Raw genomic sequence first — 16,102 nt, 5'->3', positions numbered from 1 at the left:
GGCGGCTCGGCGGACACCATCGTCCGCGTCACAGAGGTATTCGGTCCGAACGGCCAGAACGGATGCATCGTCCGCCCGAATCCCCGGCGTCGGCCCCGTTCACGCCAGCGCGTCGACCGCATCCGTCGGTCGATCGGCGGTGAGGAACCGGATGAAGACAGCGATCCAGCCGAAGATCAGGGCGAAGACGATGATCTCGAAAGCCGTGAGGGCGAAGTAGCCGGTGACGAACAGCACCACCGAGACCAGCAACGCGATGAGGAACAGCCCCGCCGACCGGAAGTAGGCGCGGGGCAAGCCCCGCATGAGCCAGCGTCCTCCGGCCAGAAGGCCCAGGAACATCGCCGCCAGCCCCATCGCGCAGAGGTTGTGGATCAGCAGACTGAGATTCACCGGGACAGCTCCGACGCCCGCGAGCATGAGGCCCATGATGACGAAGAGCGTCGGCACCACGCGCCAGCGCGCTCTCGGGTCGAGTCCCCCGGACGCCGCCACCGCTGCCAGGTCGTGGGCGACGTAGACGGCGAATGCCGTGACGAGCAGTCCGCCGACGATCAGGGGGCCGTTGAACACGACGCTCGAAAGGTGCCAGAAGGTGCCGAGGTGGCTGAAGTGGATCTCCCACCAGTCGGGGTCGGGGGTCGACACCATGGCCGTGAGGGTGCCGACTACGACGAACGCCAGCAGCAGCGAAGACATCCGCCGCGTCGTCATCCCGGAAGCGGACAGGTACACAAGATAGGCGGTGATACCCGTCGCCGCGCCCATCAGCACGGCCGACCAGAACGGTTCGACCTGCCAGCCGATCATCCCCGCGCTGAGGACGAGGAAGACGGCGAGGGCCGCCAGCGCCGCAAGTCCGGCATGCACGAGCGACACCGCCACCAAGTTGACGCCGAATCGCCACGACGGCAGTACCAGCCGCCCCTCGTCTCCGCGGGTCTTCCGGGCACGCCCGTAGCCGACTCCCGCGGCGGCGATCGCCGTCACCGCGCACGCCGCCGCGGAGATCCACCCGAAAGAGCCCTCACCGGCAAGGGGCCGGGGCGGCCCGAACCATCCGAGAAGAAGGCCCAACGCGCCGCCGGACGCGGCGGCTGCCGCGAAGGCGTAGAACGCCTCGCTCTCGACCCGCACGCGGGCGGTCGCGGTGACGGGGATGTGCTCAGCGGCGGACGATGTCACGACATCCCCTTCGACGAGGTGGGTGAGGTCACCGTACCGCCGCGTCGTCTCGGCCGGTAGAGTCCGGGTGCGCCGACCGTGCGAGCGATGACGGAGGATGACGTGAGCGAGTCGTGGCCGCTACTGGGTGACCCGCACGAGGTGACGGGGTTCATCGAGCCGATGGTGTGGGGACGGTCGCGCTACACCGTGCTGCGGGTGCCCGCCTCCCTCGTCGCCGCCGCGGAGGAGGCGGCGACTCGACGGGTCGCCGGGCGGCTGGAGGATGTCGCGGTGAACCTGGCGCTGACCCGCGCCCCGGTGATCGACGACACCTTCGTCTGGGCCGGATCCTCCCTGCTGCGCCGGCTGCGCCTGGAGACCGGCGACCCCGTCACCGGGTGGCTCGCGCCGGTCGACCCCGACGAGGTCCCGGTGCCCGACGACCTCGCCGAGGCGCTCGCCGCCGCCGGGCTGCGGGAGCGATGGGATCTGCAGCCCCCGGCCACCCGCCGCCGTCAGCTCGTGCCCGTCGACGGCGCGGGCACGGCAGCCACGCGCGCCCGTCGGATCGAGGCGCTGCTGCGCTCCCTCTGAACCGTTCGCGCGCACCGCCCTCGCCGGGCAGCCGGCACTCAGCCCGGGATCGCGAGGTCCATCACGGTCCGCGCCGACGGGAGCGCCCTGTCCACCCGGTCGCGCAGCGGCTCGCGTGCGTCGTCCTCGAGCCAGCCGACGAAGGCGGTCCGGTACAGGGCGAACCCGATGGCCGCGAGCAGCTCTGCGTCAGCCCCGGTGTAGCCGCGCGCGGCGATGGCCGCAGCGATCTGCGGCTGCCATGCGGCCTGTTTGGCGAGCTCGCGACCGGTGAGGGCGACGTCGGTCTTGATGATCGCGTGCCGTTCGCGCAGGCGCGTCCGCTCCGGCTCCATCCTGTCGGCCAGCGTGCCGAGCGCGTGGCGCATCAGCTCGTCGGCGCGGAACGGCGGCTCGAGCGATGCGATCGCGCCGAGCAGAAGGGGAAGCAGCTCGTCCTCCTCGGTGAACAGCACCTCCTCCTTGTCACCGAAGTGCCGGAAGAACGTGCGCGGCGTGACCCCCGCCGCCGTGGCGATCTGCTCCACCGTCGTCGCGGCGAAGCCGCGCTCGACGAAGAGCGAGATCGCGGCGTCCACGAGTCGCTCGCGGGAATCCTCCGGCCAACGCGGCATGCGCCCACTCTACCCTTGCGTCACATTGTGACATCGCCTATCCTACCGCTATGACACAAAGTGACATCACGCCCACCGTTCTGCTGACCGGACCGACCCGGGGCATCGGCCGAGCCCTGCTCGAGCGCCTTCTCGTCCACCCCGCGCGCCCTCGCCTCGTGCTCCTCGCGCGCGACCCGCTCGCGCTCGACGAGGCCGTGGCGACGTCGCGCGACGCGGGCGCCGACGCCCGCGGCATCCTTCTCGATCTCGCCGACCTCGACTCCGTCCGCTCGGCGCTCCAGGAGGTCACCGAGCTCATCCGCACGGGAGAGCTCTCCCCGATCGATGTGGCCATGCTCAACGCCGGCGGGCAGTTCCTGGATCGCCGTCAGACGAGCGCCCAGGGGTACGAGCTGACGTTCGCGATCAACGTGATCGCCCAGCACGCCCTGCTGCGAGGACTCCAGCCGCTCCTCGGTCCCGGGGGCCACGTCGTCCTCGCCGGCTCCTCCACCCACCGCGGCAAGCGCCGGTCTTTCGGGCTCGTCCCCGACCCCGTCTGGCAGGAGCCGGCCGAGCTCGCCCTCACCGATGACACACCCCGTGGAGCGTTCCGCATCGAACGCGAGCGCGGCGGCATCGCCTACGCGACGAGCAAGCTGGCGCTCGTCACCCTCGCGCACCCGTGGGCGGCGCGGTTGGGCGCCTCGGCACAGCGCCTCAACGTCTACGACCCCGGGCTCGTCGCGGGCACGGGTCTCGTGCGCGGCATGCCCGCCTACATGGACTGGGTGTGGCGCAACGTCATGCCGGCGATGTCGGTCCTCCCGGGGGCGACGACACCGCGAGGTACCGCCCGCCACGCCGTCGCTCTCGCCCTCGGCGACCGGCACGGCGACAGGAATGACGCCTACATCGAGATCGGTCGCGAGACCCGCGCCGAGGCGGTCACCTTCGACGCCGGCCGCCAATCACGCCTCTGGGCCTGGCTGGAGGCTGCCACCGACCCCGTCGGGCATCCAGACATCCCGATGATCGATCGCGAACTGCCGGAAGGTGGTGGCGGGACGCCCGGTGAGTCGACGCACCGTCCGGTTGGGCAGCGCTGAGACGTTCGCGCGCACGATGCGGTAGATCATCCGCTGCACAGCGAGGTACTCCTGCGGTGCGCCGTTCCGGCGCAGACGCTCGAGGTAGACCTCCTCTTTCGGGCGCGCATAGCGGATCGGCCTGCCCAGCACGTCGCCGAGGATCTGCGCGACGCGGCGATAGCCCAGGGACTGCTCACCCGAGAGCGTGTACGCCTTGCCGATATGGCCGGGCTCGGTGAAGACGCGCGCGGCGACCCGGCCGATGTCGCGGGCATCGATGAAGGCCGTACGCGATCGCCCCGCGGGGACGAAGACCTCGTCGTCGTCGCGGATCTCGGCCGCGCGGACCGAGGAGAGGTTCTGCATGAAGAAGTTCGGGCGCAGGAACGTCGACGGGGTCCGGGTCCGTCTCAGGTACGCCTCCACCGCGTGATGCGGGGTGCGGCGATTGAACTGGACGCCCTGGAGCGAGAGGAAGACGACCTGGCGCACCCCGCGAGCGCGGCTGGCGTCGATCACCGGGAAGAGGTGGGTCGCGACATCGGCGATCGGCGGGGGCCGCAGGAGGAAGAGCCGGTCGACACCCTTCATCGCCTCCGCGGCGCGGCTCGCGGAGCGGTCGAAGTCGAACGGGCGGAGCGGCACGCCGAGCGCCCGCGCCGCCGGCGTCGAGGGATCCCGCACGGCGGCGATCACGGTCACGCCGCGGGCGCGCAGTTCGGCGACGACCGACGACCCGACCGTTCCGGTCGCGCCCGTCACGAGGACCGCGCCGGCTCCGGCGTCACTCACGACCCACCCGCCCGAGCAGAGCGGCGAGCTGGTCCAGCTCGGCCGCCGAGAGATCCGCGAAATGGGGTCGCATCTCGGCGACCACTCCGGCCTCGAAGACATCGACCTCGTCGCGCGCGGACGCCGTCAGTCGGATGACACGGGAGCGCGCGTCCTCCGGGTGAGCCAGCTGCTCCACCAGACCCGCTCGCTTCAGGCCGTCGAGGAGCTGGGTGACCGCGCCGGCGGTCACCCCGAGCCGCTGGGCCAGTGCGCTCGGGGTGACCGGCTGCGCCGCGTGGGTCAGGACGAAGAGCGCCTCCAGCTGCGAGCTCGTGAGCATCAGCGAGGCGAAGGGTCGCCGCCGGGCGTCGCCGAGCAGCCGGCGGGCCGAGACGACTCCTTCGAGCACCCTGCCGATGGCCGCGTCGCGGTCATCCGTCCTCATGCGCTCACGAACGGCATCGACCCGACGAAGGTGCGGTCGTCGATCTGTGTGAGGAGGAAGTCGGCGAGGTCGTCGCGGCTGATCTGGGTGCTGGCGTTCACGCCGACCCATCCGACGCGATACGTGCCCACGCCGGGCTTCTCGGTGAGGCGCGGACCGCGCACCACGGTCCAGTCCAGGCCCGACGCGCGCAGCACCGCGAGGTGACCTTCCGCGTCGGCGAGGACGGGACCCGAGAGCGTCTTCAAGAGGAATCGGATGACGCGGTCCGCCGTCTTCGGACGATCGTGCTCCTCGTCGCGGAGCCCCCCGCCCGAAAGCGTGACGATGCGGGTCACGCCGGCCTCGCGCATCGCCTCGACGATCACGCGGGTGCCGTCGGTCTGCAGGGTGGGGGGCGAGCCCTTCACCTGTCCGAACAGGCTCAGGACGACATCCGCTCCCCGCACGGTCTCGGCGACCGCGGCGGGGTCGCGGACGTCGCCGGGGACGACGGTCAGGCGCGGGGAGGTCACGAGGAGCGCATGGGGGTCTCGGACAAGGGCGCGGACGGTGTGACCGGCGGCGAGCGCGCGGTCGAGCACGCGTCGCCCGGTCTTGCCGGTCGCGCCGAAGAGGGCGATGGTGGTCATGGTTTTTACTTTAGCGACTAAAGCAGATGCGGGGCGCGATAACGTGTGAGCCGTGACGAACGACGTGTTCCTGGCCGTGGATCTCGGCGGCACGAAAGCCGAGGCGGCCCTGGTCATGGTCGACGAGCGGGGACGCGGAGCGGTGATGCCCGGCTCGCGGCACCGGCAGGCGACGGGCCGCGCGATCAGTGCCGACGCGCTCACACGTGTCATCCGGTCGCTCGTCACCGCGGCGCTCGCGAGCGCGCCGGCCCCGGTCGCCGGCGCGGGTGTCGGCGCTGCCGGCCCGATCGACCTCGGCCGGGGCACCGTCAGCCCGCTCAACCTGCCGGAGATCCGCGAGTTCCCCCTGCGCGACCTGGTCGAGAGCGCCGCGGGTGCGCCCGCGACCCTGCGGCTCGACGGCACGTGCATCGCCCTCGCCGAGCACTGGCTCGGTGCGACGCGAGGAGCTGCCACGTCGCTCGGCATGGTCGTCTCGACCGGCGTCGGCGGCGGACTCATCGTCGACGGGCGGCTACTGTCGGGGACGACGGGCAACGCCGGACACGTCGGTCAGCTCCACGTCGTGGACCCCTGGCGCGCGGGGGACGCGGGTGCGGGCGCCGGGGGCGAGCGCGCAGCAGGTGCCCGGGATGCGGGTGTCGAGCCCGCAGGGAGCGAGGGGACGACGCTGGAGGAGACGGCGTCCGGCCCCGCGACCGTAGCCTGGGCCCGCCGTCACGGCTGGCGGGGCGAGACCGGAGAAGACCTGGCGGCCGCCGTGGCCGCCGGCGACCCGGTCGCCGACACGGCCACCCGGCGTTCTGCCGAGGCCGTGGGACAGGCGATCGCGAGCGTGTCCGCCCTGGTCGACCTCGAGGTCGTGGCGATCGGCGGCGGATTCTCACGCGTGCGCACCGACTATCTCGACCTCGTCGATGCCGCCGTCATCCGGTGGAGCGCGCTCCCCCGCACCCGGCCGGTCATGGTCCGGCCCTCGGGCCTGTCGGCGGACGGGCCGCTCCTCGGCGCCGCGGCGCTGCGCGCCCGCGCCGACCTGCTCTGACGCTGCCGCACCAGGCCGCCCGCGCCGCGCAACCCGACCCCTCCCACCTTTCATCCGTCGGATATGTACGTTTTGAGGCCCCAAAGGCGTACATCTGCGACGGATGAACGAGCCGCTGCCCCGCCGCGGGGCGCGACGGATGAACGGGGCGCAGCCGCGCCGCGGGGCGCGACGTCACACGTCGTAGTCGACGACCACCCGCTCGGTCGTGGGCCGCGACTGGCAGGTGAGGATGTACCCCGCGGCGATCTCGTCGGGCTCGAGCGCGTAGTTCTCGTCCATCGTGACCGCACCGTCGACGAGGCGCGCACGACAGGTGCCGCACACGCCCCCAGAGCACGAATACGGCGCATCAGGCCGCACCCGCAGTGCCGCGGCGAGGACCGTCTCGCGCGCATGGACCGGCGAGGCGACGCTCGCACTCTGCCCGTCGAGGCGCAGGTCGATGCGGTGCACCGGCTCGTCGGCCCGCGGACGCGGGGGCGGCGCGACCGCCGATTCCAAGGAACCATCGACGCCGGTCGTGAACAGCTCGAAGCGCACGCGGTCGCGCGGCACCCCGGCATCCGTCAGTGCCGTGCGGCACCGGTCGACCAACTCCAGCGGTCCACACAGGAACCACTCGTCCACGGTGTCGGGGAGGACGACACGGGAGAAGATCCCCCGGATGCGCTCGTCATCGAGGCGTCCTGACAGGAGCGGCGCCGTCCGCTCCTCCCGGGAGAAGACGTGGTGCACCGCGAGTCGGGTCGGGTAGCGGTCTTTCAGGTCGGCGAGGTCGTCGAGGAACATGACGTCGGCCGACGAACGGTTGGCGTACACCAGGGTGAACCGCGACGAGGTCGACCGGCCGAGCACCGCGGTGGCCAGCGCCATGAGCGGGGTGATGCCCGACCCCGCGGCGATCCCGGCGACGTGGGCACCATCGAGGTCGGCGAGCGAGGAGGTGAAAGAGCCCTGCGGACTCATCACGTCGATGCGCTCTCCCGGCTGGAGACCCGTCTGCGCCCAGGTGGAGAACCGGCCGCCAGCGTCGCGCTTGATCGCCACGCTGATCGATCCGGGTGCCGGCGGCCGACACAGCGAGTACGACCGTCGCAGTTCGTCGCCGTCGAGGTGTGCGCGCAGAGCGACGTGCTGGCCGGGGAGGAACGCGTACTCGTCGTCGAGCTCGGGCGGCACCGCGAAGGTCACCTCGACCGCGTCGTCGGTGAGCCGACGCACCCCACTCACTTCGAGGGTGTGGAAGCGGGCGCGACGGCGAGATCCTCCGCCGCGGGCGTTGGCGAGGAGGGTTTCGGCGACCTCGTCGGTCGCCCGTGCGGTACTCACGGGGGGACGCTCCTCAGTGCACCTTGAAGTGATCGAAGGGCTCGCCGCACTCCTGGCATTCGTACAACGCCTTGCACGCCGTCGACCCGAACCGCGACACCTCGCGGGTGTGCAGCGTCCCGCAGCGGGGGCACGCCACGCCGAGCGTGACGGGGATGGGGCCGCGCGCCGCGGCGCGGCCCGTCGGCGGGGCGATGCCGTAGGCCCGGAGCTTCGCCTTGCCGTCCTCGCTCATCCAGTCGGTCGTCCACGCGGGGGCGAGCGTCAGGCGCACGTCGACGCGGGCGAAGCCCGCGCGGGTGAGGGCCAGCACGACGTCGTCTCGGATCGCGTCGACCGCGGGGCATCCGGAGTAGGTCGGGGTGAGCGTCACCGTCACCGTGTCGCCGTCGACCGCGACGTCGCGGAGAATGCCGAGGTCGGCGATCGTCAGCACCGGCACCTCGGGGTCGGCGACCGCGCCGGCGATGCGCCGGGCGGCGTCGAGATCGGGCGCGGGGCGGGTGCCTGCGGTGTCGCGGACGCTCACCATGTCGCCCCCGGGTGCGCGCGGGCGAGGACCTGCATCTCGGCGAGGATCCCGCCGAGAGCGGGGAACGGGATGCCACGGCGTCCGCCTCCGCTCGACGGCGCGACGCCGGGGCGGGTGAGCTCGGCCTCGGCGAACACCGCGTCGAGCACCCGATCGACCTCGGCGCGCAGCGCCGACGGCCGCACCGCGATGCCCTCGAGGCGGTCGATCACGGGTTCGTCGCGGAAGAGCTCGTCGACATACGGCCAGATATCCGCGACGGCCACGATCATGCGCCGCCGCGATTCGTCGGTGCCGCCGGCGAGCCGGAGCGTCCACTGCACGGCGTGGTCGCGGTGGTACTCGACCTCCTTCACCGCCTTGGCGGCGATCGCCGCGAAGGTCGCGTCGGCCGAGGACTGCAGGGCGGAGTACAGGGCGAACTGGAAGGTCGCGGCGACGAGCTGCCGGACGATCGTGTGCGCGAAATCCCCGTTGGGCTGGCAGAAGAGCCACGCCGCCCGGAACTGCAGGTCGTCGCGCCAGAACGCCAGATCGTCTTCGCTGCGCCCGTCGGCGGTGCCGGCGTAGCGGAGGAGCGAGCGTGCATGGCCGAGCTGATCGAGCGCGATGTTGGCCAGCGCCACATCTTCTTCCAGTTCGGGAGCCCGCGCGACCCACTGCATGAGCTGCTGCGAGAGGATCAGGGCGTCATCGCCCAGCCACAGGGCGTACTCGGCAACGTCGCGCGTGGCAGGCGCCGCATCGTCGCCGAGCATCTCAGCGGCGAGCTCGTGCTCGACCACGTCGACGTGGGGATGGGGCTCGACGTGCGGGTGCGCGTCGACGCTGGCCTGGGGACCGGTCACAGGTGCGGCACCCCCTCAGAAGCTGTGTAGTACGACGCGTGGCGGAAGTTCTTCCCCGACGACGACTCGAAGAACGCGCCCTTCGCGTCGGGGTCGCTGGTGGTGATCGCCTCGGCCGGGACCACCCAGACCGATGTGCCCTCACCCCGGCGCGTGTAGAGGTCGCGGGCGTTCCGCAGCGCCAGCTCGGGATCGGGCGCGTGGAGCGACCCGACGTGAACGTGGCTGAGGCCCCGCCCGGAGCGGACGAACACCTCGAACATCGGCCAGCTCTCGCGGTCGGACGATCCCGGGGTCGGCATCACGCCACCGCCCGCTCAGTCGCCGTCTGAGCCTCGCGCTTCTGCGCATAGGCCGCCGCCGCCTCGCGCACCCACGCGCCGTCGTCGTGCGCCGCCTTCCGGTGACGCAGCCGCTCGGCGTTGAGCGGGCCCCGGCCGGCGAGCACCTCGCGGAACTCGTCCCAGTCGAGCTCGCCCGTCTGCCAGCGCTGCGCCTCCTCGTCCCACCGCAGCTCGGGATCGGGGAGGGTCACCCCCAGGATCTCGGCCTGCGGCACCAGCATCCCGATGAAGCGCTGACGCAGGTCGTCGTTCGAGAACCGCTTGATCTTCCACGCCATCGACTGCGCCGAGTTCGGCGAGGCGTCGTCGGGCGGGCCGAACATCATCAGCGACGGCCAGTACCAGCGGTTCACCGCGTCCTGCGCCATCTGCCGCTGCGCGGTGGTGCCCTGCATGAGGGTGAGGAGGATCTCGAAACCCTGCCGCTGGTGGAACGACTCCTCCTTGCAGATGCGCACCATCGCCCGCCCGTAGGGCCCGTACGACGCGCGACACAGCGGCACCTGGTTGCAGATCGCCGCACCGTCCACGAGCCAGCCGATGGCGCCCATGTCGGCCCAGGTGGGTGCGGGGTAGTTGAAGATCGAGGAGTACTTGGCTTTGCCGTCGATGAGCTGCTGGGTCATCTCGTCGCGCGTGATGCCGAGAGTCTGGGCGGCGGAGTAGAGGTAGAGGCCGTGGCCCGCCTCATCCTGCACCTTGGCCAGCAGGATCGCCTTGCGCTTCAGGCTCGGAGCCCGCGTGATCCAGCCGCCCTCGGGCTGCATGCCGATGATCTCGGAATGGGCATGCTGTGAGATCTGCCGAATGAGGGTGCGCCGGTACGCGTCGGGCATCCAGTCACGGGGCTCGATGCGCTGATCGGCGGCGATGAGCGCATCGAAGTGCGCCTCCTCGGCGGTGAGGTCCGTCATCGTCGACTCCTTTACAGACCGCTCGTTCAGTAATTCTAGGCCGCCGCCTCCTCGACGGCAACCAGCCGCCACACAGTCACCGCTCGCCTGTCGCGATCGGCTCCGCCCGACCGCACAACGTGACAGGCGAGCGGATGCCGCGGGACGAGCGTCAGCCGTCGTCGAGACGCCGATCGGTGCGGCGGGCGTGCCCGCGGAACTCCGCGACCACCGCGCCCTCGGCGTCGGTCACCGTCACGTCGAAGAGCCCGGTCCTCCCCCGCGTCACCCGGTGATGCGCCTCCGCGGTCAGGACATCACCCGGCCGCGTGGAGCGGAAGAACACGATGTCAGCACCGACCGACACCGTGACCGGCCCGTCCGGGTCGTTGCACGCGACGGCGAACGCGGTATCGGCGAGGGCGAACACCACCCCGCCGTGGGTGATGCCGAAGCCGTTCGCCATGTCGTCGCGCACCGGCATCCGGATGACCGCCCGCCCCGGCTCGTCGACGATCACCTCCATGCCGAACGCGTGGAACGTGCGATCGTTCTCGAGCATCCGTCTCACACCGACGCCCCCTCCTTCGCGACCAGGGTCAGCACGTCGTAGGTCGCGACGATCTCGTCGCGCTGATTGCGGATGACGGCGTCCCACCGCACCTCGCCGTACTCGTCGGTCTCGCGCGGCGTGATCTGCTTGGCGGTGAGGATGACGCGGATCTCGTCACCGGGCGACACCGGTGTGACGAAGCGCAGATCCTCGAGGCCGTAGTTGGCGAGCACCGGACCCGGAGCCGGGTCGACGAAGAGACCTGCGGCCCACGACACCAGCAGATAACCGTGGGCGACACGGCCGGGGAAGAACGGGTTGGCGGCCGCTGCCTGCTCGTCCATGTGGGCGTAGAAGGTGTCGCCGGTGAACCGGGCGAAGGTCTCGATGTCATCCAGGCCCACCTCCCGCGTCGCGGACACGACCTGGTCGCCGATCCGCAGTTCGGCCAGCGATTTGCGGAAGGGATGCGTCCCACCCGGCCGCGACCCGGCGCCGGCGTGCCACACCCCGGTGAGGGCGGTCAGCATCTCGGGCGAGCCCTGCACGGCGGTGCGCTGCATGTGGTGGAGAACAGCGCGGATGCCGCCGAGCTCCTCCCCGCCGCCCGCGCGGCCGGGCCCGCCGTGGACCAGGTGCGGCACGGGCGCGCCGTGCCCGGTCGAGGTGCGCGCGTTCTCGCGGCTCAGGAACAGCACGCGGCCGTTGAAGGCGGCGATCCGGGTCATGAGCTCGGTGGCGACATCCGGATCGTTCGTGGCGACCGAGGTCACCAGCGATCCCCCACCGCGGTCGACGAGGTCGGCCGCCTCGGCGAGGGAGGAGTAGGGGAGCACGCTGGCGACGGGTCCGAACGCTTCGATCTCGTGGACGGCCGGCGCCGCGGCATCGTCGAATCCGACGAGGATGGGCGAGACGAAAGCGCCCTCGGGTGCGAGCCCGATCGAACCGTCGGCATGCACGACCTCGGGCGCGTCGAGCGACCCGAGGAGCAGACGGCCTCCGGCATCCTGCAGCGCCCGCACCTGCCGCACCACCTCGTCGCGCTGCGCGCGCGAGACGACGGGGCCCATCGTGACGCCCTCGCCGCGCGGGTCGCCGATCACGATCTTCTCGGCGATCTTCTCCCCCAGTGCGCTGACGACGGCGTCGACCGACGCCGCGGGAACGATCGCGCGGCGGATCGCGGTGCACTTCTGCCCCGCCTTGGTGGTCATCTCGACCAGCAGCTGGCGGACATAGGCATCGAACTCGGGGGTGCCGGGCGCGGCGTCGGGGCCGAGAACCGAGGCGTTGATGGAGTCGGTCTCAGCGGTGAACCGCACGCCGTCGGGGGTCTGCTCCCGCAGACGCACGGCGGTCGTCGCGCTGCCGGTGAAGCCGACGAGGTCGCCGAGGCGCAGCGCGGTGACGAGGTCGGGGACGCTGCCGCTCACCAGCTGCAGCGACCCGGCCGGGAGGCGTCCGGTCTCGGTGAGCATGCGCACCCACGCCTCGGCGATGTAGGCCGTCGGCGAGGCGGGCTTGACCACGGTGGGAACACCCGCGAGGAATGCCGGGGCGAACTTCTCCAGCGCTCCCCACACCGGGAAGTTGAAGGCGTTGATCTGCACCGCGACCCCCGGAAGGCGGGTGTAGACATGCCGGCCCAGGAACGATCCGTCCTTCGAGAGAGGTTCGACCGGCCCGTCGACGTAGACCTTGGCGTTCGGCAGCTCGCGGCGCCCCTTGGACGAGTAGGTGAACAGCACGCCGATGCCCCCGTCGACGTCGTTGAGCGAGTCGCGGCGAGTGGATCCGGCCCGCTCGGAGAGGGCGTAGAGCTCGTCCTTCCGCTCCTGCAGCACGAGGGCGAATTCCTTCAGCAGCATCGCCCGCTGGTGGAAGGTCAGCGCACCGAGGCTCTCCTGCCCGACGGTGCGGGCGTGGTCGAGCACCGCGGCGACGTCGAGGCCTCGGGTGCTCAGGCGCACGACCGGTTCGCCGGTCGAGGCGTCGAGGATCTCCGCAGCATCCGGGTCGTCGACCGGCGCCCACCAGCCGTCGCGGATGTAGCTGGGAAGGATGTCGGTCACGGCGTGCTCCATTCGTAGAAGCCGCGCCCGGTCTTGCGGCCGAGGTGCCCCTCGGCGACCATTCGGCGCAGCAGGTCGGGAGGGGCGAAACGGTCGCCGAGGGTGGCCTGCAGCTCTTCGGCGATCGCGAGGCGGACGTCGAGTCCGACGATGTCGGTGGTACGGAGCGGCCCTGCGGGGTGGCGGTAGCCCAGTTCCATGGCCGTATCGATGTCGGCCGGGCTCGCGACGCCGGCTTCGACCATGCGCACGGCCTCGAGGGCGAGCGCGAGGCCGAGGCGGCTGGAGGCGAAGCCGGGGGCGTCGCGCACGACGATCGGGGTCTTGCCGATCGCCGCGACCCATCCGCGCGCGCTCTCGACGACCGCGGGTGCGGTGGTGTCGCCGACGACGATCTCGACCAGGCGCGACGCGGGTACGGGGTTGAAGAAGTGCAGCCCCAGGAAGCGGGCGGGGTCTTCCAGCGCGCCGGCGAGCGCGGCGATGCCGATCGACGAGGTGTTGGTGGCGAGCACGGCCTCGCCCGCGATGACCGCCTCGATGCGCGCGAGCGCGTCGCGCTTGAGCATCCGGTCTTCGGGTACGGCTTCGACGACGAGGCCCGCGCCCGCGAAGTCGGTCACGTCGGTGGAGAGGTGGACGGATGCCGCGAGCGCCGCCTCCTCACGATCGGTCGCTCCGCGGCGGATCGAATCGCCGATGCTCGCGAGGATGCGACCGCGCGCCGCCTCGGCCGCCTCGGGGTCGCGCTCGACGACCGTGACCTCCGACCCGGCGAGGACGAACGCGTGGGCGATGCCGGCACCCATCCGTCCACCGCCGAGCACCCCGACCCGCGGAGGCGCCGCGACGGGGCCGGTCGGGACGTCGGGGCGGGGCGCTGCCTCTGCGGCATCCGTCATCGGGCTCTCCGTTCGAGGAAGGCGGTCATGCGGCGGATCTTCTCCGGGCTTTCGAACAGCTCGGCCTGCAGTTCGTTCACGAGCGAGGGCTGGTCGCGCGGCTCGGCGCGAAGCACCTGCTTCGTGTAGCGGGTGGCGAGGGGATCGTTGCGCGCGATGCGGTCGGCGAGCGCGTGCGCGGCGGGGAGGAGGTCGTCGGCCGGATGGAGGGCCGACACGAGGCCCCACGACAGCGCCTCGTCGGCGTCGAGGATGCGCCCGGTGAGGAGCATCTCCGCCGCGCGCGCGTCGCCCACGATCGCAGGGAGGCGCCAGGTCGCGCCGGCGGCGGCGATGATGCCGAGGCCGGTCTCGGGGTTGCCGATCTTCAGCGTCGGCGTCGCGATGCGCAGGTCAGCGGCGTAGGCGAGCTCGGCTCCGCCACCGAGGGCGTAGCCGTCGAGCGCGGCGATCACGGGCATCGGGAGGGCACGGATGCGGGTGAAGACCGCCTGGTTGATCGCCCGGCGCGCGTCGGCGGCGCGGCGGTCGCGCAGCTCGGCGATGTCGGCCCCCGAGGCGAACACGCCGCCCGAGCCGGCGAGGAGGAGGATGCGGGGTTCACGCTCGAGCTCGGCGCAGACCGCGTGCAGCGCGTCGACGGTGGCCTGGTCGATGGCATTGCGCACCTCGGGGCGGTCGAGGGTGACGACGCTCCGGTCGCCGGCGTGCTCGACGCGCAGGGGTGGGCGGGTCATCCGGGGCCTTCCGCTTCGTCGCGAATGTGTTGCAGACCGATCGTTCAGTAACTCTGTCAGGCGGCGGTGCCGCGTGCAACGACGGGGCCGGGGTCAGGTGCCCAGGGCACCTCCCCATTTCCGGAGCACCCGGACGAGGGCATCACGATCAGCCGCATCCAGCGAGGCGAGGAGCCGGCGCTCGTTCTCCATGTGCGCGTCGAAGGCTCGGTCGATGAGCGCGCGCCCCTCCTCTGTGAGCGCGACGACCCGGCCGCGGCCATCGACGTCGCTGCCGCGGCGTCGCACGAGCCCCGCCGACTCGAGGCGATCCAGCCGCTTGGAGACGGCTCCGCTCGTGACCATCGTCTGAGCGGCGAGCTCGGTCGGATTGAGCTCTCCGGAGCGACGCAGGGTGGCCAGCACATCGAACTCGCCCTCTCCGAGCCCGAACTCGCGGTACAGGCCGATGAGCTGCTCGCGTACGGCGTCGTTCACGCGCGCGAGCCGCCCGATGACCTCGATCGGTGATGTGTCGACATGCGGTCGCGCGGCGCGCCACTGCGCCCGCACGCGATCGACGTGGTCCCGCGGTGTTTCGGACATGGGTGGATTCTATCTTCCATGGAAGCTATAATGTCTTCCGTGGAAACTAAATGGCGATGGCTGCTTCTGACTGCGGTGGCTCCGATCAGCTGGGGCGCGACGTACTACGTGACCCGGCACTTCCTCCCGGCCGACGCGCCCCTCTGGGGCGCCGCCCTCCGGGCACTTCCCGCGGGCCTGATCCTCCTTCTCCTCGCGCGGCGTCTGCCGCGCGGCGCCTGGTGGGGAAGGCCGTGATCCTCGGCATCCTGAACTTCGGCGCGTTCTTCGTGCTCGTCTACCTCGCCGCGCAGCTCCTGCCCACCTCGATGGCGGCATCCGTGATGGCCCTCGCGCCCGTCGTGCTGGGGATCATCGCGTGGCCGCTCCTCGGGCAGCGACCGACAGCCGCAGCGGGCGTGGCCGTGCTCGTGGGCGTCGTCGGAGCCGTCCTGCTCATCGGCGCGGCCACCGGCGGCATCGACCCCCTCGGCGCAGCGGTGTCGCTCACCGCGCTCGTGCTGTCATCGCTGGGCGCGGTCCTCACCACCCGGTGGCGCGATGACCTTCCGCTCGTGGCCACGACGTCGTGGCAGTTGATCGCGGGCGGTGCGATCCTCCTGGCGATCGCGATCGTCGTCGAGGGACCGCCCCCGGCGGTGTCGGTGAGCAGTGCGACGGCGTACGCGGCCATCGCGATCGTCGCGACGGCGCTGGCCTTCCTCTGCTGGTTCGCAGGGCTCCGCCATCTCTCCGCCTCGACCGTGGGCACCGTCGGACTCCTGAACCCGGCCACGGGGGTGGTCCTCGGAGTGGCGCTCGCGGGCGAGTCGCTCACCCCGCCGCAGATCGTCGGCCTGGTGCTGATCGGGGCGGCGATCCTCCTCACGCAGGGCCGTGCTCGCCGGCCCGGCCGGCACGCTGCGGCGGGCGCCCCCGCGCTCGCCGTTCCGACGGGCGCTGTGCGAGAGTGAG

19 protein-coding genes and 1 pseudogene are annotated in these 16,102 nt (G+C 71.8%); 5 read left to right on the top strand and 15 right to left on the bottom strand.

Features of this window, described 5'->3' with window-relative positions; genetic code table 11:
- Positions 1-99: 99 nt before the first annotated feature.
- Entirely contained in the window at positions 100-1,185 is a 1,086-nt protein-coding gene (locus DT073_RS04410) for a hypothetical protein (protein ID WP_124292288.1), read from the bottom strand.
- 87 nt (positions 1,186-1,272) lie between these two features.
- Here DT073_RS04410 and DT073_RS04405 point away from each other — a divergent pair, with 87 nt between their 5' ends.
- On the top strand, positions 1,273-1,761 hold the full coding sequence (locus DT073_RS04405) for a YdeI/OmpD-associated family protein (RefSeq protein WP_124292287.1): 489 nt from the start codon (positions 1,273-1,275) through the stop codon (positions 1,759-1,761).
- Between the two features lie 38 nt (positions 1,762-1,799).
- On the opposite strand, the gene DT073_RS04400 is transcribed toward DT073_RS04405, so the two are convergent.
- The gene (locus tag DT073_RS04400) at positions 1,800-2,375 is read right to left on the bottom strand and encodes a TetR family transcriptional regulator (RefSeq protein ID WP_124292286.1); all 576 of its coding nucleotides are present in this window, start codon (positions 2,373-2,375) and stop codon (positions 1,800-1,802) included.
- Positions 2,376-2,425: 50 nt separating this feature from the next.
- Here DT073_RS04400 and DT073_RS04395 point away from each other — a divergent pair, with 50 nt between their 5' ends.
- Positions 2,426-3,466 carry an SDR family NAD(P)-dependent oxidoreductase gene (locus DT073_RS04395; RefSeq protein ID WP_124292285.1) on the top strand — a complete coding sequence of 347 codons (1,041 nt, stop codon included), beginning with the start codon at positions 2,426-2,428 and terminating at the stop codon, positions 3,464-3,466.
- Positions 3,467-3,550: 84 nt separating this feature from the next.
- Here DT073_RS04395 and DT073_RS16045 read toward each other — a convergent pair.
- From DT073_RS16045 to DT073_RS04380, 3 genes and pseudogenes are all read right to left on the bottom strand, one after another.
- Positions 3,551-4,342: pseudogene (locus DT073_RS16045) on the bottom strand (NmrA family NAD(P)-binding protein); the annotation flags it as partial.
- Positions 4,233-4,667 carry a MarR family winged helix-turn-helix transcriptional regulator gene (locus DT073_RS04385; protein ID WP_164478143.1) on the bottom strand — a complete coding sequence of 145 codons (435 nt, stop codon included), beginning with the start codon at positions 4,665-4,667 and terminating at the stop codon, positions 4,233-4,235. The gene DT073_RS04385 and the pseudogene DT073_RS16045, both read right to left, overlap by 110 nt.
- Positions 4,664-5,299 carry an NAD(P)-dependent oxidoreductase gene (locus DT073_RS04380; protein ID WP_124292282.1) on the bottom strand — a complete coding sequence of 212 codons (636 nt, stop codon included), beginning with the start codon at positions 5,297-5,299 and terminating at the stop codon, positions 4,664-4,666. Before DT073_RS04380 ends, DT073_RS04385 begins: the two co-directional genes overlap by 4 nt.
- A 52-nt stretch (positions 5,300-5,351) precedes the next feature.
- Between DT073_RS04380 and DT073_RS04375 the strand changes: the two genes are divergently transcribed.
- Positions 5,352-6,347 carry an ROK family protein gene (locus DT073_RS04375; RefSeq protein ID WP_124292281.1) on the top strand — a complete coding sequence of 332 codons (996 nt, stop codon included), beginning with the start codon at positions 5,352-5,354 and terminating at the stop codon, positions 6,345-6,347.
- 174 nt (positions 6,348-6,521) lie between these two features.
- On the opposite strand, the gene paaE is transcribed toward DT073_RS04375, so the two are convergent.
- The 10 genes from paaE to DT073_RS04325 form a co-directional block, all read right to left on the bottom strand.
- The gene (gene paaE / locus DT073_RS04370) at positions 6,522-7,679 is read right to left on the bottom strand and encodes a 1,2-phenylacetyl-CoA epoxidase subunit PaaE (protein WP_124292280.1); all 1,158 of its coding nucleotides are present in this window, start codon (positions 7,677-7,679) and stop codon (positions 6,522-6,524) included.
- 13 nt (positions 7,680-7,692) lie between these two features.
- The gene (paaD, locus tag DT073_RS04365; protein ID WP_124292279.1) at positions 7,693-8,211 is read right to left on the bottom strand and encodes a 1,2-phenylacetyl-CoA epoxidase subunit PaaD; all 519 of its coding nucleotides are present in this window, start codon (positions 8,209-8,211) and stop codon (positions 7,693-7,695) included.
- Complete coding sequence (gene paaC / locus DT073_RS04360) at positions 8,205-9,059, bottom strand: 1,2-phenylacetyl-CoA epoxidase subunit PaaC (protein ID WP_502697159.1); 855 nt, start codon at positions 9,057-9,059, stop codon at positions 8,205-8,207. Before paaC ends, paaD begins: the two co-directional genes overlap by 7 nt.
- Positions 9,056-9,361: a 1,2-phenylacetyl-CoA epoxidase subunit PaaB gene (gene paaB, locus DT073_RS04355; protein ID WP_124292278.1), complete on the bottom strand. Its 306-nt coding sequence runs from the start codon at positions 9,359-9,361 to the stop codon at positions 9,056-9,058. Before paaB ends, paaC begins: the two co-directional genes overlap by 4 nt.
- Positions 9,361-10,317, bottom strand: coding sequence for a 1,2-phenylacetyl-CoA epoxidase subunit PaaA (gene paaA / locus DT073_RS04350; RefSeq protein WP_124292277.1), 957 nt, complete (start codon positions 10,315-10,317; stop codon positions 9,361-9,363). The genes paaB and paaA overlap by 1 nt, the downstream gene beginning before the upstream one ends.
- A gap of 151 nt (positions 10,318-10,468) precedes the next feature.
- Complete coding sequence (gene paaI / locus DT073_RS04345) at positions 10,469-10,858, bottom strand: hydroxyphenylacetyl-CoA thioesterase PaaI (protein ID WP_124292276.1); 390 nt, start codon at positions 10,856-10,858, stop codon at positions 10,469-10,471.
- Between the two features lie 5 nt (positions 10,859-10,863).
- On the bottom strand, positions 10,864-12,924 hold the full coding sequence (gene paaZ / locus DT073_RS04340; RefSeq protein ID WP_240638764.1) for a phenylacetic acid degradation bifunctional protein PaaZ: 2,061 nt from the start codon (positions 12,922-12,924) through the stop codon (positions 10,864-10,866).
- Positions 12,921-13,826, bottom strand: coding sequence for a 3-hydroxyacyl-CoA dehydrogenase family protein (locus DT073_RS04335; protein ID WP_124292274.1), 906 nt, complete (start codon positions 13,824-13,826; stop codon positions 12,921-12,923). Before DT073_RS04335 ends, paaZ begins: the two co-directional genes overlap by 4 nt.
- Positions 13,823-14,563 (bottom strand): enoyl-CoA hydratase/isomerase family protein, encoded by a 741-nt coding sequence (locus DT073_RS04330; RefSeq protein WP_124292273.1) that lies wholly within the window; start codon positions 14,561-14,563, stop codon positions 13,823-13,825. Before DT073_RS04330 ends, DT073_RS04335 begins: the two co-directional genes overlap by 4 nt.
- Before the next feature lie 93 nt (positions 14,564-14,656).
- On the bottom strand, positions 14,657-15,148 hold the full coding sequence (locus DT073_RS04325; RefSeq protein ID WP_124292272.1) for a MarR family winged helix-turn-helix transcriptional regulator: 492 nt from the start codon (positions 15,146-15,148) through the stop codon (positions 14,657-14,659).
- 39 nt (positions 15,149-15,187) lie between these two features.
- On the opposite strand from DT073_RS04325, the gene DT073_RS15955 reads away from it, so the two are divergent.
- Positions 15,188-15,385 carry a hypothetical protein gene (locus DT073_RS15955; protein ID WP_205783018.1) on the top strand — a complete coding sequence of 66 codons (198 nt, stop codon included), beginning with the start codon at positions 15,188-15,190 and terminating at the stop codon, positions 15,383-15,385.
- Positions 15,382-16,101: a DMT family transporter gene (locus DT073_RS04320; RefSeq protein ID WP_205783017.1), complete on the top strand. Its 720-nt coding sequence runs from the start codon at positions 15,382-15,384 to the stop codon at positions 16,099-16,101. Before DT073_RS15955 ends, DT073_RS04320 begins: the two co-directional genes overlap by 4 nt.
- Position 16,102: the final 1 nt, after the last annotated feature.

This window comes from Microbacterium sp. ABRD28 (assembly GCF_003850245.1).
Classification (GTDB): domain Bacteria; phylum Actinomycetota; class Actinomycetes; order Actinomycetales; family Microbacteriaceae; genus Microbacterium.
This window is presented reverse-complemented; position numbering and strand designations above follow the sequence as displayed.